We start from the raw sequence: 20,260 nt of genomic DNA on the forward strand, positions 1-20,260 counted from the left end.
CATGGGCTCTGATGAGTGATCAGAGCTGCTGACGCGCCTTCAAGCGACCTTCCTCCACCACCAGCACGCGATCCGCGACCTTGCGCAGCAGCGCCGCATCATGACTGACCAGCACCAGCGCCGTACCCTGCTCCCGCACCATCTTCACCATGCAGGCGATCACCTCCTGCTGGACCAGCGGGTCGAGGCGTGAGGTTGGCTCATCGGCGAACACGAAGCGCGGCTTGATCAGCATCAGACGCAACAGCGCGAAACGCTGCAGCTCGCCACCCGAGACCTGTCCCGGCAGACGCGAGAGCAATTCCGGCGCCAGGCTCAGTTGCGCCATCAGCTGCGCAAGCTGGCTGTCATCGAGACGATGGCGTGCGCTGAGATCCTTCAGCAGACGGCCCAGTGTCCGGCGTGGCGGGAAGGTCGCCACGGGGTCCTGATAGAGCTTCTGATACTCAAGCATCTCGGCGCTGCGCACCACTTTCCCTGAATACGGAGCCAGCAGGCCGAGCAGCGCATCCCCCAGCGATGACTTGCCACAACCTGACGCGCCCTGGACACCGATGATCTCACCGCCCTTCACGCTGAGCTCCACGTCATGCAGCAGCGCGGTGCCCCCGCGCGCGATGGTCAGAGTCTCGGCGTGAATGATGGTCTCGCCTGCCGCCTTGCCATCACGGCTTGCACTGTCCGCTGCCGGCTTGAAGGCGGCCTCCGGCCAGGCCTGCGGCGCGGCATTCACCAGGCGCTGGGTATAGGCATGTGTCGGCGCGGCCAGCACGTCACGGGTCGCGCCCTGCTCGATCACTTCGCCCTTGCGTACTACCATCAGGCGGCCGCCGATCTGGTGCGCCAGCGCCATGTCATGGGTGATGACCATCAAGCCGGCACGCGGTGTCTCGGCCAGTGACTTGAGCAGCAGCTCGCCGATCTCGCTGACGCGGGCGGCGTCCAGCCCCTTGGTCGGCTCGTCGGCGATCAACAGCGGCGCGCCGCCGGCGCGGGCGGCCGCGAAGGCCACACGTTGCGCCATGCCACCGGACAGCTTGCCCGGCAGCTGCTCGCCGGCGGCAGCGACGCCAAGCTGCTCCAGATCACTGCGCGCGGCCGCATGAGAGGCCTGCGCCGAACGCCTCGCGACCAGACGATATGCCTCACTGACCTGACGAATCACCTTCATCAGCGGGTCCAGCGCCAGCCAGGGCTCCTGGGGCAATACCGCCATACGGCGACCCCAGAGCGGGCGACGATTCTCTGGCGTGTGCAGAGGATATGACTCGCCGTCGAGCCACAGGCTGCCGGAGGCCACAAGCTCCCGGGGCAGCGTGCCCAGCAGAGCCTGAGCCAGCAGGCTCTTGCCGGAGCCTGTCTCGCCGATCACCACCAGCGGCTCTCCCGGCTTGAGCGCAAGCGAGACAGGCGCCAGCAGCGCCGCCTGCACGCCGCGGACCCGCACGCTAACATCCTCGGCACTCAGCACCACATCATCCGCCGTTGCCCCATGCCGCGTGTGAGAGGCAGGCATGGTCATCGTCGCGACATTCATGGGCGCGCTCCTTCGAGGGTCTCAGCGGCGGTTGACGTTCTGGCCTTGCTGCCGGACATCAGCAACAGCCCCAGCAACAGCAGGAAGGTGACCAGCACCGGCGTCAGCAGCGCGAACGGCGCTTCACGCCAATACGGCAACAGCTCGACCATCATGGTGCCCAGCTCCGGCGTGGGCTCCGGAATGCCGACGTGCACGAAGCCCAGCGCGGCAATCGCCATCAGGGCGTTGGCCATGCCGAAGGCCATCGCCGTCATCATCACGGGGGCCATTTCCGGCCACAGGTGATGACGAAAACGGTACCAGGCCCCGAAGCCCAGCAGACGGCTGGCCTCGACGCCGGGACTCGCCAGCACGCTGCGACCGGTGGCACGTGCCAGGCGGAAGAATTCCACCCACAACACCAGCGACAGGCCCAGCCACAATGCCAGCGGCGTCGACGGCAGGATGACGCTGACCATCAGCACCAGCAGCAGCCCCGGCAATGCCAGCAGGCTATCTGCCACCAGGCTCAACAGGCGCTCGGCCCAGCCACCGCGTCCCGCGGCCAGCAGGCCCAGCGAGATGCCTGAAAACGCCGCCAGAATCACCGCCCCCGCAGCGATGGACAGCGACAGCCCGAGCGCCGCCACCAGGCGGTGATACAGGGAGCGCCCCAGATGGTCATAGCCCAGCGGGGCGCTGGTGATCACCTCACCGGCATCAGAGACACCGACGGCGTCCGCGCCCTGCAGCGCACGATAGAGATGCTGTTCCAGCGGGTCCCCCGGTATCACCAGATTGCCCAGCAGAGCCAGCAGCACGAGACTCGCGACAATTGCGGCCCCGATCACCCGACGCAATGGCCAGTCAAGACGTGGACGACGCACGGCGTCCACGCGCTGCGGCGCAAGCCCTTCCACCACCTGATTCATTTCACACCCCGTGGGTCCAGTTGGCGACCCAGCAGATCGACCAGCAGATTGATCAAGACAAAGCCGACGCCCAGCACCAGGGCGGTGCCCTGCACCATCGGCACATCGCGCGAGAAGATGGCGTGCACCAGCGCATGGCCGATGCCCGGCCAGCCGAAGATGCTCTCGATCACCACCACCCCTTCCACCAGGGTCACGAACTGCAGCCCCAGGTAGGTCACCAGCGGCAAGGCCACATGGCGCAGGCCGTGACGCCAGAAGGTCTGGGCGTTGCTGAGGCCCTTCCAGCGCGCGAAATCATGGAAGGCTGTCTGGGTGACGGCGGCCATGGCATCGCGTGCCAGGCGTGCCGATACGGCTGCCAGCCCGAGCGCCAGCGTCATCGCCGGCAGGATGAAGTGCTGCGGCTCACCGTGACCGGCGGCCGGCAGCAGGCCCATCTCCACGGAGATCAGCAGGATCAGCACCAGTGCCAGCAAGAATTGCGGCGTGGCGCGCAGCAGACTGCAGACGGCCAGCAGGCTTCGGTCCAGCCAGCCACCGGCACGCAGACCGGCCAGCAGCCCCAGCGGCGGGCCGATCAACAGCGAGATGCCCAATGCCGCGCCGGCGAGCGACAGGGAGTTGCCCAGCTGATGACGAATCTCCACCCACACCGATTCCCCGGAAATCAGCGAGGTGCCCAGCTCCAGGCGCAGGATATCGCCCAGCCAGTAAAGGAAGTGCAAGCCGCCCTGTGCCTCGAGACCCAGTTCGGCGCGTACCGAGGCCGCAGCGGCCGCATCCAGCGCGTCATAACCATAGCGACCGGCCGCGATGCGCCAGGCGGCATCGCCGGGCAAACTCTGCATCATCAGATAGCTGGCGCCGCCGACCATCAGCACCACCATCAATAGCTGCAACAGACGTGAAGGGAGATTCATTGTGCCCACCGCAATGCTGAAAGGCCGAAACTACGCTCCCAGGGGTCAACCTGAGCGCGTTGCAGTCGATTGGAGATCGCCAGGTTCTGGTAGTACCAGGCGATGGGGATCACGGGTAATGCCTGCTGGATCACGCCACTGGCTTGGGCGCGCGGGTTCTCCCCTGCGGGCGTAGGCCCGTAGCCCTCGCGTGCCATGCGCTCAAGCTCTGCGGTGAAGTCCGCATCGAACCAGCCCATCGCGCCCCAGTCGCCACCGGGGGCTTCAGGCGTTCCCGCGTAATCGCTCAGCACGTTGCCGATGGGGTCCGGCACCATGGCCAGATTGCGCGCGAACAGCGCCATGTCGAGGCTGCCGTCATGATGACCGGCCGGAATTGCCGAGAAGTTGGTGATATCCAGACGTGTCTGGATGCCGATGGCGTGGAACTGACGCTCCAGCACCGTGGCCACCAATGGCAGCTCCGGACGATCCGAAAAGGTGATCAAGCTGATCGCGAGGCGCTGACCATCCTTTTGACGAACGCCATCCTCCGCGACCTTCCAGCCAGCGGCGTCCAGCAATGCACGCGCCTCAGAGACATCCTGATGGAGTTCGGGCAGCGCGGGGTCATGCCAGCCTTCCACCATCGGCGGAAACAGCTGGCTGGCCCCGCGCGGATAGCGCAGCACCACCTGCGCGATGGCGGTACGATCGATCGCCAGGCTCAAGGCACGCCGCACATCAGGGTCCTGGAAGGCCGGATGATTGGCGTTGACCTTCAACAGCATCGTGCGCGGCGTCGCGGCCGCCGCCAGGGTCACGCGCGGTGACTTAGAGAGACGCTGACGACTGGCGGGGTCCAGCCCGTAGGTGAAGTCGGCATCTCCGCTCTCGGCGATCAATGCCCTGCCCTCCGCGCGACTGACCGCCTGATAGCGCGCCTGACGCACCTCGGGCTGCGGGCCCCAGTAATCCTCGAAGGCGACGACTTCCAGGCTCAGCGGCGGCGTCATGCGCAGCATGCGATAGGGGCCGGTGCCGATGACCTGCTGGGCAGTGCCTGACTCATCGAAGGACGCCGGTGCCAGAATCTGCTGGCGATAATCGGCCAGATAGGCGGGCAACGCGGCGAAGGGCTCGCTGAGGGCAATCACCAGCGTATGGTCATCTGCGGCGACGATCCGCTCGATTGGCACTGACTTCAAGATGCCCGGCTTGGCACGGGCGATCTCGAGTACCTGACGCGCGACTTCGGCATCCAGACGGCTGCCATCATGGAACTGCACGCCGGAGCGCAGCGTGAAGCGCCACTCCAGGCCGTCATCCGAGACCTTCCAATCGATCGCCAACCCCGGCTGAAGCTCTCCCGTGGCATCCACCTCGACCAATGTCTCGACGACCTGCATGCGCTGGAAAAGGATACCGCTGAGCAGCGGGTCCGCCCCCTTGATGTCAAAGGGCGCGACGATCTCCAGACGACGCGACGTCGCCTGCTCATCGCCCGAAGACTGAGCGGATGCCTTGACGGCCTGAGGCATGCCAAGACCGAGCATCATGAGCGTCATTCCCAGCCAGCACGTGATCTGCTCACCCACGGGCCGGGAATGCCTTGCAGATCGGGAAAGATCAGCCGACACGGGAGCTGTCAGAGAGCGGAAAAGCGACTTGTACCATCGCCGTTCAGCGTCAGGAGGCCTGAGCCTGCTCAGAGGGTGGACCATCGTCATTGCGCATCCTGTCAAAAAGACATGTTCGCTGCCGTCAGACAGCGTGAGAAAGGCGCAATGTTATAGTATAACGGACCAGCGTTGGCAATCCCGAGCGGCATCTGGTACTGGACAGGCATTCACTTGTCAGGCTGTCCTGAAAACCTGAAGATAGTGCGCTTGAATTAGCACTCACTAACTGACTGGATGGTCGGCCTGCAGAAATTGCAACGTGACGGATGCTACTCCCTGACATAACTCTCAAAAGAATCGGAAGGATCATGGATGATCTCAGCATTTCCCCCATCTACGACACACCTGCCAACCGCTACCTGAATGCAGCGGCGCAACGGCTGAGTTGTGGCAACATGCTCGCGACCTACAAGCGTCATGGTTTCCATTGGGATGCAGAGCAATTCGAGGAAAAATGGCAGGACAACAAGAACTTCGCCGTGCGCCTCAATGGCGAATGGATCGGCTTCATCAGCCTCAAGTCGCTGAACGACATGGTGTATCTGCGTGACCTGCAGCTGGTGGCCCAGTGGCAGGGACGCGGTATCGGCTCCACCTGTCTGAGCTGGTTGATCGATTGCCTCAGCAAGCGTCAGCCCCACGACACCCTCCTGCGGCTTCGGGCCTTCTCCGACAGCCCGGCCATCGCCCTGTATGAACGTCATGGATTCGTGAGACTCGAGGAGCCCTTCACCCCGACGCGCGCGGGAGGCATCATCGCCATGCAGCGCAAGGTCATGACGGGGGCCAGGGCCATGACATCCAGTGAGATGTCTTCGCCCCCTCTTCGCCATGACGCCATGGCAGAAAGCTCGGCAGCGTCTCTGCAATGACAACAAAACCGCCCGGTCTCATGACCGGGCGGTTTTGTTTGCTCTCTGGCATGGCGCCCGACACCCCGCTTGGGCATCGGGGCTGGCCATCACTCAGCGCGCCAGGAAATCCAGGATATAGCGCACGGTTTCTTCGGGCTTCTCGTCAGTGACCCAGTGACCGGCATCCTTCACCCAGATCAGCTCGGCACCCGGGATGGCATCTGTGAGCATCGGGGCGTAATCCGGCTTCTGGAAGTTGTCCTTGTCGCCCCACAGTACCAAGGTGTCGATCTCGATATTCTTGAGTTCGCCCGCAATGGCCTGGGTGTATTCCTTGTTGAGACGACGCATGTTGCGGAAGAAGGCTGCCTTGCCTTGCTCGCTGTTCCACTGGGACACGTAGCGCTCGACCATCTCTTCGGTCGCCACCGCCGGATCATGCACACCACTGGGCATGAAGCCGCGCATGGTGCTGATGAATTCCTCGACGCTGGTGGCTTCCTCAACGCCCGGCTCCAGCAGCTGCTTGAACTCCGGAATCGGCCAGGAATCGAAGCACACGCTGTCGATCAGCACTTGGCGACGAACGCGCTCGGGGTGGTTGACCGCCATCAGCTGACCGATGCCCCCGCCGATATCATGCGAGACGACATCCGCACTCGCCACACCCAGCGCATCCATCAGCTTGATGAAGATGCGTGTCTGGGCATTGATGGAAACATCAGCATCCACCGGCATGTCCGACTCGCCATAGTTGAGCATGTCCGGGGCGATGACACGGTAATGTCTGGCCAATTCCGGCATCACATCGCGCCACATCAGCTTGTTGGTCGGAATGCCGTGAATCAACAACAGCGGCTGACCTTCCCCCATTTCCTTGTAGGCAATGCGGTGACCTTCGATCATCGCATAACGGGTATCCAGGGCTTCCATTGTCACGTTGTCGTGGCTCATTGCTGACCTCCTTGCTTGCTCGATTCTCAATCACGGCCTCGGCGATCTCGATTGCCGAACCTTGTGCGCCGTGAACGTGGAGCCACCGTACGTATTTTTGAGCAATCACTCAACCTCTTTTTTGATCAATCACTCAAAATACGTTTCAATAGCCGCAATCTTCAAAGGGAAAGCCCAATGGCCCGTGTCATCAACCGTAGTCTGCTCGATCTTCGCCGCCTGACCATCAATCTGGTGACCTACCCCGAGGGCCACAGCGTGATGCGCCATAACGACCCGATGGGTAGCGGCAGCTACTACAAGCTCAATATCGTGCTCAAGAAGCCCCGCCAGGGCGGTGTCTTCGAGACCGATGGCAGCATTTTTTGCCTCACGGACCGCGTGGTGTTCTTCCGCCCCGACCTTCACGAACACAGCGTCAGCCGCATCGAGCGCGGCAAACGTGTGCTGTTGAGCATCGCCTTGCACGCGCCCTGGCGCTGATCCGCAGTGAGCCTGCGATCGAGAGTCGTGAAGTGAAAGCGGATAGTGAAACAGATAGCGGGTAACGACTGGCGACAGAAAAACGCCAGTCAGCAATCGCTGACTGGCGTTTTTTCCCACCTGAATCAAGGCCAATAACTACGTGCTCGACAATGTGCTGCCTTGGCTATTTCATCCGGTCCAGCCCGACGCGATAACGGGCAAAGCCCATCTCGTCCTGATCCACCAGTGTCATCGGGTAGACGGCCTGAGCATCGATGAACTGCTGCGCATCCTCACCGGGGGCGGTGGTGAAGCGAATGTCCAGCGGGGTATCGGTGTCGATCGCGGCCAGCCGCCAGTTGTGATCCGCCGCAGGGTCCACCGCGCCCTGCTGCTGCGTCTGGCGCGAGATGTACTGGGCCAGAATGCTGCGATTTTCATCCGGTGACGCGAAAGCGACATGCGACTCTCCGGTGCCGGGGAAGTCCTCGCCGTAGGCGCGATAGTTGTTGGTCGCGAGCAGGAAGACATCGTCGTCCTTGACCGGCTCGCCCTCGTAGGCAAGCCCCTGGATACGGTGGGCATCGGCGTCGATCAGCGCGCAATTGCCGTCATAACGCGCCGGCTGCGTGACATCCACCTGATACTCGACGCCGTCGATCACATCGAAGTTGTAGCTGCGGAAACCTTCCCAGTTGATCAGGGGCTGGGGCGTGGCGAGATTCGGGTCAATGCGATGGAACTGCCCGGCACTGCACTCGAGCCATTCCCGCACTTCCTTGCCGGTAACCTTGAGCGCCACCAGCGTATTCGGATAGAGATAGAGGTCGGCGGCATTGCGGAAGCTCAGCTCGCCGGCCTCCATCTCGGTGAATTGGGTCGGATCATTGTGACGGCCACCGACCTTGAACGGCGCGGCCGCCGAGAGAATCGGCAAGCCTTCCAGATCCGGGTCGCCTTCGACGAAGCGTTTGACGTAATCAGCCTGGGCACGATTGACGATCTGGATCGTCGGGTCGTCCTGCACCAGCGCCAGATAGCTCTTCATCGCCGCACTGGCGCGACCGATGCTGCGGTTGACGTACTCCCGCGTGGCGTCGTGCTCATGCTCGACCAACGCCGCCAGTTCGGCATCTTCCCCCACCTGCGCCTCGCCACCCACCTGAATCGGGCGTGCCTCTGTCTGGCCACTTACCACCCGCCACTGGCCCGAGTCATTGCTCAGTTCGAGATCCATCACGCCCACATGGCTGCCCCAATGCCCTGGCATCATCGCCGGCACCCCATTGAGGGTGCCCTTGGCGATGTCGGCCCCCGGCACCTCGGCAAATTCCTCGCTGGGGAAGACCGCATGGGCATGCCCGAAGGCGATGCCATCGATGCCCTCGACCTGCGAGAGGTAATATACCGAATTCTCGGCCATCACCCGGTAAGGGTCGGTCGAGATGCCGGAGTGCGGGATGGCGATCACCACATCCGCGCCCGCCCGGCGCATCTCGGGCACCCAGCGCCGGGCGCTCTCGGTGATGTCCTCGGCCGTCAGGCGGCCCTTGAGGTGCTTGCGATCCCAGGTCATCACCTGCGGCGGCGCAAAGCCGATATAGCCGATCTTCAACGTCTGAGCGTTGCCTTCACCGTCGGTGAAGGCATGGGGGGTGATCTGATAAGGCGTGAAGTACGGCTCGCCGGTCGTGGCATCCAGCAGGTTGGCGTTCACATAGGGGAACTGCGCGCCGGAAAGCGCCCGTTCGAGATACTCGAGCCCGTAATTGAACTCATGATTGCCGATGTTGCCGACATCGTAATCCAGCTGATTCATGACCTTGTAGGCCGGGAAGACATCACCCTCCTCGAGACCTTCCGCCGCCATGTAATCGCCCATTGGGCTGCCCTGAATGAGGTCCCCGTTGTCCAGCAACACGCTGTTGGCCACCTCGGAACGCGCCTGCTGGATCAGGCTCGCCGCCCTCACCAGGCCGATGCGCACGCTGGGACGATCCTTGTAATAGTCGTAATCCATCACGTTGGCGTGGATGTCGGTGGTCTCGATCACGCGCAGTGACAGCGTCGCGGCATTGGCTGGCTGAGCGATCATGAAGATACCTCCGAGGCTGGCCAGGCCAAGGATGGCTGCCCGCAAATGGGGCTTGCGCCGACGTCCGGGGTGCTGCGCAACACCTGGCGCGTCAGACGCCCGTTGATCTTCGCTAGCCGATGAAGCATTCGCCATCTCTCACTTCCTTGTCATGGGGGGATATGCCAGTGCCCCTTGGGGGCAGCGCTCCATTATTCAGATGCCGACGCCTCAGGCAACTGGCGGTCCCTGCCCGCCAACCAGCCGATTCCCGCCATCAGCACACTGAGGGAGGCACACACCATCAATGCCAGCTGCCAGTCACCCTGCCGATCGTAGAGCGCCCCGATCAACGGCGGCCCCATGGCCGCGAGCAGGTAGCCCAGGGTCTGCGCCATGCTCGACAGCGACGCCGATTGCATGGCATCGCGCGCCCTGAGCCCCATGAACGACAGGGCGAGAATGAAGCTGGCCCCGGACCCCGCACCGAGCAGCAAGACCCACACCAGCGCCCACCCCGGCATCAGCCACAGCCCGATGAACCCTGCCAGCGACATGCAAGGCGTCGCGAAGGCGATCAGGCGTTGATCCTTCAGGCGCGGCATCAGGGGCACCAGAATCAGCCCCGGCAAGGCCGAGGCCAGCTGCAGCAGGCCGTGCAACGATCCCGCCTTTTCGGGGGAAAAGCCGTTGTCCGCCAGCATGCTCGGCAGCCAGCTGTTGACGGTATAGAACAGCAGCGAATTGATCCCCATGAACAGCGTCACCTGCCAGGCCAGTGGCGAGCGCCACACGGCTGCCTGACGCACCGGCCGCGCGGCACCCTTCTCGGCTACCTTCTCGGCTTCCTTCGCCGCCGTCGGTAGGGAGCGATGCGACAACTGTGGCCACCACACCACCATCGTCACCACTGGCAGGATGACCACGATGAGCATCGCGAACTGCCAGCCATCCGCACTATCCTGCGCCAGCGGCACCATCACCGCCGAGGCGATGGCGGCCATGATGCCCATGGTCAGCACATAGCAGGAGGTCAGCAGCGCGATGTGTCGGGGAAAGCTGCGTTTGACCAGACTGGGCAACAGCACATTGCCCACCGCGATGCCCGCCCCGATCAAGGCGATCCCCACATAGAGCGCCAGCGTGTTGCCCTGCACCCGCAGCACGATGCCGGCGGCGATCGCCAGCAAGGCAAGGAAGACACTGCGCTCAAGCCCCACATGCCGTGCAAGACGGGGTACCCAGGGGGACACCACGACGAACGCCAACAGCGGCAGAATCATCAGCAACCCTGCCGCCGTGGCATTGAAGCCCAGCGCCGCCTGCAGACGCTCAAGCAACGGCGCGATACTGGTAAAGGGCGCACGCAGATTCATGGCAATCATCAGGATGCCGGCGATCAACACGGCAGGATGGCTCAATCGCCGAACAGGAGAAGAGTGGCAGAGTTCAGTCATGAGACGCTCGCAGCGAACTTGGAACGGACAGATAGCGGGACGACACATCAAAGGTGAATTCCCGCGCAGATTAACGATAGCGTAATCGCCAATATCGCTGCAGAATTGAGCCATCATGACATCAGATACCTGAAATCAGACAATCTGCGAGCCGACATGTCAGCCACCTCCTCTAGGACCTCCGCGACGCCGATTTCCCTTGCCACGCGAGACGCAACCTCATCGTCAGGAGTCGCCAGCGGTCACTCCTCCGTGCCCTTCTCCAGCAGCGTCTGCGAACATGACCCGGACATCTACGAGATTCCGGCCAGTGCCCTGCATGTGGATACCGGACAACAGGTGATGGAAGTCCCGATCCACCAGCATCGCAAGGGACAGCTGGTCATCGCCCTGCATGGCGTCGTGACCAGCCGCGTGCCGGAAGGGCTGTGGATGGTGCCGCCGCACAGCGGCGTCTGGATTCCCGGCAACCTGCCCCACAGCAACCACCTGACCCGTGGCGGCCGCGTGTGCCACCTGTTCATCGAGCCAGGAGCGCTCGAGATGCCGAGCCACAGCTGTACGCTGTCGATCTCGCCCCTGCTGCGCGAGCTGGTGCTGCGTCTGGCGGAGCTGCCCCAGCCATATCCTGAACAGGGGCCGACAGCGCGGCTGGTCGATGTCCTGCTGGAAGAACTGGCCTGCATGCCCAGCGAACGTCTGCATCTGCCCTTGCCCGAAGACCCGCGGCTGACCCGCATCAGCGATGCCTTGATCAAGACACCGGATGATCGGCGCACCCTGGCCGAGTGGGCGAGCGAACTGGCGATGAGCGAACGCACCCTCGCCCGCCTGATCCAGCGCGACACCGGCCTGAGCTTCAGCCGCTGGCGCCAGCAACTCCACCTGGTGGTGGCGATCCGCCTGCTGGCCGAGGGCATGAGCGTGCAGCGCGTCTCGGAAGACGTCGGTTATCAATCCGTCAACGCCTTCATCAGCATGTTCAAGAAGCTGCTCGGCACCACGCCTGCCCGCTACCTGCAGGAGCGCGAGCAACGCCGCTCGGGCAGTGAGCGGCCTCAAGAAGTGACTTGAGGGTCAGATTCATCCTCACGTTACCCCAGTTCAGATACCCTCCCCTGTTCCTCATTTTCCCTTTTCCTTTTTACCGACGAGACATTGCATGAACCGCATCAACCCCGAAAAGCTGTTGCAGAGCAAATGGACCGCCGTGACACCCAGGAATCGTGAGCGACATTTCATCGTCACGCGCGTGATTCGTGATGATCAGGATGAGCATGTGGTCGAGGTCGTGTTGCAGGCGGTGCTGACACATCGCGATCACGTGCTGGGCTGGCGTGAGCTGAAGCAGGACGATGTCTGGCAGATGGGCTGGAAATGATTTCCTGAAATGAGCATCGCTGAACGCACAAACGCCGCTCATGAGCGGCGTTTGTGCGTGAACCTGCACGAAATTGAGCGAAAGACTGTGCATGGCCGAAGTCGCGCCTCAGACGATGACTTCCCCTTCCAGCTGATCACACAGTGTCGCCATGCGCTGCACGGCTTCCAGCAGGGTGTCATCCGGCACGGTGAGGGCAACACGTACCAGTGGCCTTCCGCAGTCGCCGAAGACACTGCCGGGCATTACCGCGACCTGCTGCCGTTCCAGCAGCCGCCAGGCGAACTGCTCACCGTCCAGGCCGGTGCTTGAGACATCGACCATCAGGAACATGCCGCCCTGGGGCAGGCTGGAGGACAGCTGCGGGATGGCCGCCAGCGCCTCATGGACCAGACGCGCGCGGCGCCCGAGTGATTCGCGAAGACGCTCGGTGGTATCGAAATCCCCGCGCAGCGCGGCCTCGGTCATGTCGGCGATGAAGGGCTGGTTGCCGAACAGCATGGTCTCCGAGACAGGCAACAGCCGGCGGCAGAATTCCGCTGAGCCGATGGCCCAGCCACTGCGAAAGCCGGTGGCAGCATGGCTCTTGGAGATGGAGGACACCACCACGGTGCGCTCACGCAGTGCCTCGATCTCCAGCGGCGAGACGAATTCGCCCGCGAAGATCAGCGCTTCATAGACCTCATCACAGACGATCCACAGGTCATGCTCGCGACACAGCTCACCGATGCGCTCGAGCGTCGTACGGTCCATCACCGCGCCCGTCGGATTGTGCGGCGTATTGAGCAGCAATACGCGACTCTGCGGCGTGATGGCCGCGGCCAGATCTTCCGGCTGCAACACGAAGCCATGCTCCATGCGCAGCGGTACCGGCTGCAGGTCACCGCCGGCACCCCGGATCACGCCTTCATAGGTGGCGTAATAGGGGTCGCCGGTCAGTACGCCGCATCCTTCTTCCACCAGCGCCAGCATCACCGCGAACAGCGCCGTCTGAGTGCCGGGGAAACACAGCACGTTGTCTGCGCTGATCTCGGGCATGCGCGCTGAGTAGCGCTCGGCCAATGCCGCGACCAGCCCCGGTTCACCACGGCCATCGGAGTAGCGGGTACGCCCGGCGCGCAGCGCCTCGACACAGCGCTCGACCAGAGCCGGATGCGTGGCGATGTCGGGTTCCCCGATGGTCAGCTCGATGATCGGTTCTCCCGCCAGAATTCGCTGACGAGCGGCACTGTGGACGGCCCATTTGTCACCGCCCAGATCGCTCAATCGTTCGGTGATGGTGGCGTAGCGCATGCTCAACTCCTGTGAGGTGGGGGTGTTGTTGTCATCTCGACATGCTCAAGCAAGGTGCCGTGGGGCAGGCGCAGGATGCCCTCTGCCGCCCGTATCGCGATCGCGGGCAGGCGCTCGACGGCATAGAGGCCATGTTCCAGCCCGCCTTCCAGCCACAGACCATCGATCAAGCCATTGAGGGCGATCGCCTGCTCCTCACAGATGGCGTCATCAGCGGGCAGATCATTGGCGCTCAGAACGGGTTGGATCAGTAACCGCAGCAGATCGAGAAACTCACGATAGGTTTCCTGATGGACCGCCGAGTAGGTGGCATCGTGACGTACCCGACCAATGAAGGTCGCCCACAGGGAGACCTTGTGGGCGGCCAGATTGGGCTGCGTGAGACTCGCCGCGATGAAGCGTGCCAGACGACACGCCGAGGATTCATCACTGGCTGGGCTGGCATCGGCGATATCGGAGGTCAGCTGGCCCATCATGTAGGCATAGGCGGCCCGCATCATGTCATCCTTGGTGCCGAAGTGGTGGCGAATCAGCCCGGGTGAGACACCGGCCGCCTCCGCCACGCGGCGCACGCTGGCGCCGGCCAGACCATGCTGCGCGACACAGCTCAGCGTGGCTTCCAGCAGGTCGCGACGACGCTGATCCTGGGAAAGGCGCTGGAACACCTTGCGACTCATCTGGGCCCCTCTCCTTCACTCAACGCCGGGATTGCCGCACTTGCCTCACTCTCACGTGACAGCGGCCACGCATCGAGGGAAGGCTTATCGTCGATAGTCACTGCCAAGGCTCTCCAGCAGACGCAGGTGGGAATCCCATTCCAGTGCCAGATCGCCATCCTCATGGATGGCCATGTCGTACTGGCCGACCACATGCGCACAGATCTCGGGCGAGAGACGGCGCACCGGCTGGCCCATGGACAGGGTCGCGACCTGAATCTCGCAGCTGCGCTCGAGGTAGAACATGTTGTTGAACATCTCGGCAGCAGAGGCACCCGTGGTCAGCAGGCCATGATTGCGCAGGATCAGCGCCGGATTGTCGCCAAGGCTTGCCACGATGCGTTCGCGCTCATCCAGATCCAGCGCGATGCCTTCGTAGTCGTGGTAGGAGACGCGACCATGGAACTGCAGGGCGATCTGATTCAGCGGCAGCAGTCCTTCTTCCAGGCTCGATACCGCCACGCCGGCGCGCGTATGGGTATGCATGATCCAGCTGGCAGAGTGGCTTGCCGCATGAATCGCTGAGTGAATGGTGAAGCCGGCTGGATTGACCCGCGCGGCGCTGTCATCGACCTTCTCGCCGTTGACGTCGATCTTGACCAGCGAGGATGCGGTGATCTCCTCCCAGCGCCAACCATAGGGATTGATCAGGAAGTGCCCTTCCTCACCCGGCACTCGCGCCGTGATGTGGGTATAGATCAGGTCGGTCATGCGATAGTGCGCCGCCAACCGATAGCAGGCTGCCAGATCAAGGCGTGCCTGCCATTCCGCGTCACTCATGGTTGATGTCTGCATGTCGCTGTCTCCTGTGATCAAGATGTCGCTGTCTGGGGTCGAGAAAGGCTCCGCTGAGCCCTGAAAAGCCTTGACGCCTCCACCTTCCGGTCCTCAATAGCCTAGGGCCTCAATAGCCGCGCTGGCGATCCACGCCCAACGTGAGCGGCAGGCCATCGCGCAACTCGCGCGCCGTGGCCACCACCTGCTCGGCGACCACCTCGGGGAGCGAGTCACTGGCGACATGCGGCGTGATGCGCAGGCGCGCGTCCTGCCACCAGCGATGATTGGGCGCCAATGGCTCCTCGCGGAAGACATCCAGCGTCGCGCCCGCCAGCTGACCGGACGCCAGTGCCGCATCGAGATCGGCTTCCACCAGGTGCTCGCCGCGGCCGATCTGCACAAGCCAGGCCCCCGGCCGCAGCTGGGCGAACAGGGTCGCATTCAGCACATTCTCGGTGACCGGAGTCAGCGGCAGGATGTTGATCAGGTAATCCGCCCCCTGAGCCGCGGCCATCACCGCATTGTCGCCCGTCAGATAGCACACGCCTTGCACTGGTGCGACAGGTTCACTGCGACAGGCGACCGTCACCGAGAATCCCAGTGCCGACAGCGAAGTGACCACCGCGCGCCCCATGCTGCCGTGGCCCAGCACCGCCACCTGCGCCTTCTCGGGCGCACGCATCGGCAAGGGCTGCCACTCACGGCGCGTGGCATTGTCTGCCATGACGGCAAACTCGCGCTCTTGATGCAGCACTTCATGCGCGGCAAACCCGGCCATCAGAAATGCCTGATGCGGATCTCGTACCCGTGCCACCTGAACCTCATCTGACAGCCCCGGATGACTGAGCAGAGCATCCACCCCCGCCGCGATCGACATGGCAAGCATGAGATTGGGGTACGGCGTGAAGGCGTCTTCTCCCGGCTGCCAGCAGATGGCGAACGCGACCTCCGTGGGGTCTTCGATCTCCTGCGGGTTCTGCAGCACGACATCCTCGCCCAGCTGGCGCAGCGCCTCACCGTAGAGGCTGTCCAGGTCCAGGGATTCACTCAGGTAGACACCCAGAATCGGGGCTTGGCTTGGCATTGGCTCTCCTTGTGTCACGACTGGCAGCGAGTGGATTGCGGTGGATCTTCCGCCACTATTGCACACTCGTATAATTACTGCCAGCCGTCCTGTGCTCCCCCGTGCCTTCATCGCCCTGCTGGCGCAGCGCCGCCTTGAGCCACAGGAGAGGCGCAAACGCCTCTCCACTCTCCACCCTCAGATCGAGGCTTCGCGCCGCCAGGGGGATTGAGCAAAGGGAATTGAGCAAAGGGGATTGAGCAAACAAGAACGCCCGCGATCATCGAGCAAGGGCTCATGAACGCGGGCGTCAGTCATCGATGTCCTTTCACGGACTTCAGTCCTGCTGATTCTCCAGCAATGACTTCAGCCCATGCGGCTGGCAACGCAGATACTGGGGCGAGACCTTGACGGTATCTCCCAGCGCGGCGGCCGCATGCCAGGGCCAGCGCGGGTCGTAGAGGATGCCACGCGCCAGGGCGATGGCATCGGCACGCTCTGTCACCAGCAGGTCTTCCGCCTGCTGTGGCTCGGTGATCAAGCCCACCGCGATGACGGGCATGACCACCTGAGCCTTCAAGGCCTCGGCGTGCGGCACCTGATAGTTGGGTTCCACCGGAATCTGCTGCTGCTCGCTGAGCCCGCCGCTTGAGACATGCAGATAGTGGCAGCCACGGCGGTCAAGCGCCTTGGCGAGTTCGATGCTCTGTGCGAGATCCCAGCCGCCCTCGACCCAGTCCGTCGCGCTGATCCGGATGCCCAGCATGACCTCGTCAGGAATCGCGGCGCGAACGGCGTCGAACACCTCAAGCGTCAGCCGCATGCGATTCTCCAGTGAACCGCCATAGTCGTCCTCGCGCTGATTGCTCAACGGTGACAGGAATTGATGCAGCAGATAACCATGGGCCGCATGCAGCTCGATCCCGTCGAGACCGATCTCGACGGCACGCCGGGCCGCTTCCACGAAGGCGTCGATGGTCTGGGCGATCTGCTCGGCGCTCATCGCCTCGGGAAGCGGCCCCCCTTCACTGAAGGGAATCGCGCTGGGTGCCAGTGTCTGCCAGCCGTTGGGTTGTCCCGGAGCAATGGCAGTTCCGCCCTCCCAGGGCTTCTCGCATGAGGCCTTGCGGCCCGCGTGACCGATCTGCACGGCCAACGGCATCGGCGAATAACGACGGATACGCTCGACGACACCTTGCATCGCGTCACGCGTTGCCTCGTCAAAGAGCCCCACATCGCCATGGGTGATACGCCCTTCGGGGGAGACGGCACTGGCCTCGAAGATCAGCAGGCCGGCACCTGACTGGGCCAGGTTGCCGAGATGCTGGTCATGCCAGGCTTGCATCCGGCCATCCTGGGCGGAGTACTGGCACATCGGTGCAATGATGATGCGATTGTCCAGCGTGAGCGGGCCGAGCTTCAGCGGGGAAAACAGTGTGGACATGGATATCCTCCAGACACGTGCAGGAACAGGTTGGGCAAGGCTCATGAGCGGACATGACAGGGGGAACGGGTTCCATCTCCCCCGGCAAACCATTGCGGACATAGTTCAGGCACAATGCGGGCGAGAGGCAGGAGTCACAAGCAAAGGATGGCATCAGGGCCGGCAACGCTGAGTTGCCCAGGCTTCACGCAGGCTTTCTCAGGCACGCTCCTTACGCACGTTCTCTCATCCATCACGCGATCAATTGTCAGCGTGCGTGTCCACCCCCTCGTTGGCCAGTACCTCAGACACCAGCAGACGCCCGACATCGGCAATCGCGGCGTCACGCACCGCACGCTCGGCCTCGCTCTCGGTCAGATAGACCGCCACGATCAACGGGGCGTGATTCGGCGGCCAGATGATGGCGATATCATTGTTGGTGCCATGCCCCCCGCCCCCGGTCTTGTCAGCGATCTGCCAGTCATCCGGCAAGGCGGCACGCAGCTTGTCACTTCCCGTGGTATTGGCCAGCATCCAGCCCTGCAACGTGAGACGCGACGCCTCGCTCAGCGCCTCCCCCAGCAGCAGCCGCTGAAGGGTGGACGCCATCGCGTCGGGAGTGGTGGTATCACGGGGATCTCCCGGAGTGGCCTCATTGAGCGCCGTTTCACGACGATCCAGACGTGTGATGTCATCCTTCAGAGTCCGCAGATAATTCGTCAGCCCGACAGGCCCACCGATGGCATCGAGAATCAGATTGCCGGCGGTATTGTCGCTGGTGGTGATGGTGGCGCGGCACAACGCCGCCAGTGTCATGCCATCGCCTTCCACCTGACGTTCGGTGACGGGGGAATAGGACACGAGATCCGCCGGGCGAATCTCCACCTTGCGTGACAGCGACTCCTGGCGGGCATCCACCCGCGAGAGCAGATTGCCGCATGCCAGCACCTTGAAGGTACTGCTCATGGGGAAACGCTCATCACCCCGCCAACTGACACGTCTGCCATTGGCAGTATCCAGTACCGTCACACCAAGGCGCGCGCCGACCCGCTGCTCTATTTCCTGCAGATTGGCGACCACAAGTCCCTCGCGCTCCGCCTCGGAAGCGATCACGGACGCTGCGTGAGCCGGACTGATCATCAGCCATGACAGCCAGCACGCCAGCATCGCGTCACGCCCACGACGCAGGACTCTTGCCCTTGCCGCGCCATGGGGCCTGGCCGGATCGCGCGGCGTTGTCGGGCGCCGACCATCGGCTGAGGCGCTACAGGCAAATCTCATGGGTCCATCACCTTTCATGGGGGCGCTACCTGACACCTCAGGTCGCGCAGTCAACGTGTCCGTCTGCAGACGTCGTGCAGCAGGTTGGTTGCATCATTGCCATGATGCTATGGCACAGGCGTCCTCGACAGATAGACGTATCGCCAATGGTGAACCCCCCATCCATCGGAGACAGTAAGCCCAGCATCCCCTTGGCGATGTCCCTGGACCTCGAACGATCCGCCTTCTCTCCTTGGATGGAGTTCTGCATGACCATCACCTGCATCAATGATCTGCAACGCCTGGCGAAACGCCGTGTGCCGAAGATGTTCTACGACTATGCCGACTCCGGCTCATGGACGGAAACCACCTATCGCGCCAACGAGGCTGATTTTTCCGCCATCGGACTGCGTCAACGGGTGATGGTCGACATGGACAATCGCACCCTGCGCACGCAGATGCTGGGAGAGGATGTGGCCATGCCGGTGGCGATCGCGCCCACAGGCCTCACCGGCATGCAGCATGCCGATGGCGAGATGCTGGCCGCGCGGGCGGCGAGTGACTTCGGCGTGCCCTTCACGCTCTCGACCATGAGCATCTGCTCCATCGAGGATGTCGCATCCGTCAGCACACGCCCCTTCTGGTTCCAGCTCTACGTGATGCGCGACAAGGATTACATCGGGCGGTTGATCGATCGCGCCAAGGCGGCGGAATGTTCCGCGCTGGTGCTCACCGCTGATCTGCAGATCATCGGCCAGCGCCACAAGGACCTGATCAATGGCCTGAGTGTCCCTCCTCGTCCCACCGTGGCCACCGCGCTAAACCTGGCGACCAAGTGGCGCTGGTGCGCCGGCATGCTGAAGACGAAGCGCCACAGCTTCGGCAACATCGCCGGTCACGTGAAGGACACCGACAACCTCAGCTCCCTGTCGAAATGGACCGCCAGTCAGTTCGACCCCAGCCTGAGCTGGGATGACATCAAATGGATCAAGGATCGCTGGGGCGGCAAGTTGATCATCAAGGGCATCATGGAGCCGCAGGATGCCGAGATGGCCGTTCAGGCAGGCGCCGATGCCGTGATCGTCTCCAACCACGGTGGACGTCAGCTCGATGGTGCGGCCTCCTCCATCTCCGCTCTGCCGGACATTCTCGCGGCGGTCGGCGACAGGACAGAGGTCCACATGGATGGCGGGATTCGCTCTGGCCAGGATGTGCTCAAGGCGGTGGCGATGGGCGCCAAGGGCGTCTATCTGGGACGCGCCTTCCTGTATGGACTCGGCGCCATGGGCGAGCAAGGCGTGACGAAGACCCTGGAGATCATCCACAAGGAGCTCGACACGACGCTGGCCCTGTGCGGACTGCGGGATATCCATGACGTGGACACGCGAATTCTCAGGCCCGGCACCTATCCGGTGGCCAGTTCACAGACCAGAAGCTCGTGAGAAACACAAGCCTTTGATGACGACGGCCGACATGCGCCGATGGAATCCACCACGGCACATGTCGGC

At 63.1% G+C, this 20,260-nt stretch carries 18 protein-coding genes; 5 read left to right on the forward strand and 13 right to left on the reverse strand.

The window, feature by feature from the left end; genetic code table 11:
- Nucleotides 1-19 precede the first annotated feature (19 nt).
- The 4 genes from HXS66_RS12845 to HXS66_RS12860 are packed head-to-tail and all read right to left on the reverse strand — an operon-like array spanning nucleotide 20 to nucleotide 4,912.
- Nucleotides 20-1,537, reverse strand: coding sequence for an ABC transporter ATP-binding protein (locus tag HXS66_RS12845; protein ID WP_255303243.1), 1,518 nt, complete (start codon nucleotides 1,535-1,537; stop codon nucleotides 20-22).
- Nucleotides 1,534-2,451 carry an ABC transporter permease gene (locus HXS66_RS12850; RefSeq protein WP_176503707.1) on the reverse strand — a complete coding sequence of 306 codons (918 nt, stop codon included), beginning with the start codon at nucleotides 2,449-2,451 and terminating at the stop codon, nucleotides 1,534-1,536. The genes HXS66_RS12845 and HXS66_RS12850 overlap by 4 nt, the downstream gene beginning before the upstream one ends.
- The gene (locus HXS66_RS12855) at nucleotides 2,448-3,374 is read right to left on the reverse strand and encodes an ABC transporter permease (protein ID WP_054556011.1); all 927 of its coding nucleotides are present in this window, start codon (nucleotides 3,372-3,374) and stop codon (nucleotides 2,448-2,450) included. Before HXS66_RS12855 ends, HXS66_RS12850 begins: the two co-directional genes overlap by 4 nt.
- Nucleotides 3,371-4,912, reverse strand: coding sequence for an ABC transporter substrate-binding protein (locus tag HXS66_RS12860; RefSeq protein ID WP_176503708.1), 1,542 nt, complete (start codon nucleotides 4,910-4,912; stop codon nucleotides 3,371-3,373). Before HXS66_RS12860 ends, HXS66_RS12855 begins: the two co-directional genes overlap by 4 nt.
- Nucleotides 4,913-5,343: 431 nt before the next feature.
- Between HXS66_RS12860 and HXS66_RS12865 the strand changes: the two genes are divergently transcribed.
- The gene (locus tag HXS66_RS12865) at nucleotides 5,344-5,907 is read left to right on the forward strand and encodes a GNAT family N-acetyltransferase (protein WP_176503709.1); all 564 of its coding nucleotides are present in this window, start codon (nucleotides 5,344-5,346) and stop codon (nucleotides 5,905-5,907) included.
- Between the two features lie 93 nt (nucleotides 5,908-6,000).
- Here HXS66_RS12865 and HXS66_RS12870 read toward each other — a convergent pair whose 3' ends face one another.
- On the reverse strand, nucleotides 6,001-6,843 hold the full coding sequence (locus tag HXS66_RS12870) for an alpha/beta fold hydrolase (RefSeq protein ID WP_255303244.1): 843 nt from the start codon (nucleotides 6,841-6,843) through the stop codon (nucleotides 6,001-6,003).
- 177 nt (nucleotides 6,844-7,020) lie between these two features.
- Here HXS66_RS12870 and HXS66_RS12875 point away from each other — a divergent pair, with 177 nt between their 5' ends.
- Nucleotides 7,021-7,326 (forward strand): hypothetical protein, encoded by a 306-nt coding sequence (locus tag HXS66_RS12875; protein WP_077376944.1) that lies wholly within the window; start codon nucleotides 7,021-7,023, stop codon nucleotides 7,324-7,326.
- Between the two features lie 166 nt (nucleotides 7,327-7,492).
- On the opposite strand, the gene HXS66_RS12880 is transcribed toward HXS66_RS12875, so the two are convergent.
- A complete protein-coding gene (locus HXS66_RS12880) occupies nucleotides 7,493-9,403 on the reverse strand; it encodes a bifunctional 2',3'-cyclic-nucleotide 2'-phosphodiesterase/3'-nucleotidase (RefSeq protein ID WP_176503710.1) in 1,911 nt (636 codons plus the stop codon).
- Between the two features lie 191 nt (nucleotides 9,404-9,594).
- Complete coding sequence (locus tag HXS66_RS12885) at nucleotides 9,595-10,803, reverse strand: MFS transporter (RefSeq protein ID WP_255303245.1); 1,209 nt, start codon at nucleotides 10,801-10,803, stop codon at nucleotides 9,595-9,597.
- Between the two features lie 192 nt (nucleotides 10,804-10,995).
- Between HXS66_RS12885 and HXS66_RS12890 the strand changes: the two genes are divergently transcribed.
- Together HXS66_RS12890 and HXS66_RS12895 are read left to right on the forward strand one after the other, a co-directional pair.
- Nucleotides 10,996-11,913, forward strand: coding sequence for an AraC family transcriptional regulator (locus HXS66_RS12890; RefSeq protein WP_176503712.1), 918 nt, complete (start codon nucleotides 10,996-10,998; stop codon nucleotides 11,911-11,913).
- 88 nt (nucleotides 11,914-12,001) lie between these two features.
- Nucleotides 12,002-12,220, forward strand: coding sequence for a TIGR02450 family Trp-rich protein (locus tag HXS66_RS12895; protein WP_077376973.1), 219 nt, complete (start codon nucleotides 12,002-12,004; stop codon nucleotides 12,218-12,220).
- A gap of 108 nt (nucleotides 12,221-12,328) precedes the next feature.
- On the opposite strand, the gene HXS66_RS12900 is transcribed toward HXS66_RS12895, so the two are convergent.
- From HXS66_RS12900 to bla, 6 genes are all read right to left on the reverse strand, one after another.
- A complete protein-coding gene (locus tag HXS66_RS12900) occupies nucleotides 12,329-13,513 on the reverse strand; it encodes a pyridoxal phosphate-dependent aminotransferase (protein ID WP_176503713.1) in 1,185 nt (394 codons plus the stop codon).
- 2 nt (nucleotides 13,514-13,515) lie between these two features.
- Nucleotides 13,516-14,190 (reverse strand): TetR/AcrR family transcriptional regulator, encoded by a 675-nt coding sequence (locus tag HXS66_RS12905; RefSeq protein WP_176503714.1) that lies wholly within the window; start codon nucleotides 14,188-14,190, stop codon nucleotides 13,516-13,518.
- 84 nt (nucleotides 14,191-14,274) lie between these two features.
- Nucleotides 14,275-15,024 (reverse strand): class II aldolase/adducin family protein, encoded by a 750-nt coding sequence (locus HXS66_RS12910; RefSeq protein ID WP_218015181.1) that lies wholly within the window; start codon nucleotides 15,022-15,024, stop codon nucleotides 14,275-14,277.
- Between the two features lie 109 nt (nucleotides 15,025-15,133).
- The gene (locus tag HXS66_RS12915) at nucleotides 15,134-16,090 is read right to left on the reverse strand and encodes an NAD(P)-dependent oxidoreductase (protein WP_176503715.1); all 957 of its coding nucleotides are present in this window, start codon (nucleotides 16,088-16,090) and stop codon (nucleotides 15,134-15,136) included.
- Between the two features lie 316 nt (nucleotides 16,091-16,406).
- Entirely contained in the window at nucleotides 16,407-17,513 is a 1,107-nt protein-coding gene (locus HXS66_RS12920; RefSeq protein ID WP_175090268.1) for an NADH:flavin oxidoreductase/NADH oxidase, read from the reverse strand.
- A 240-nt stretch (nucleotides 17,514-17,753) separates the two neighbouring features.
- Nucleotides 17,754-18,773 (reverse strand): class A beta-lactamase, encoded by a 1,020-nt coding sequence (gene bla, locus HXS66_RS12925; RefSeq protein ID WP_255303250.1) that lies wholly within the window; start codon nucleotides 18,771-18,773, stop codon nucleotides 17,754-17,756.
- 248 nt (nucleotides 18,774-19,021) lie between these two features.
- Here bla and HXS66_RS12930 point away from each other — a divergent pair, with 248 nt between their 5' ends.
- Entirely contained in the window at nucleotides 19,022-20,194 is a 1,173-nt protein-coding gene (locus tag HXS66_RS12930) for an alpha-hydroxy acid oxidase (protein ID WP_176503716.1), read from the forward strand.
- Nucleotides 20,195-20,260 lie beyond the last annotated feature (66 nt).

The sequence above is a fragment of the Cobetia sp. 5-11-6-3 genome (assembly GCF_013374055.1).
GTDB classification, from domain to species: domain Bacteria; phylum Pseudomonadota; class Gammaproteobacteria; order Pseudomonadales; family Halomonadaceae; genus Cobetia; species Cobetia marina.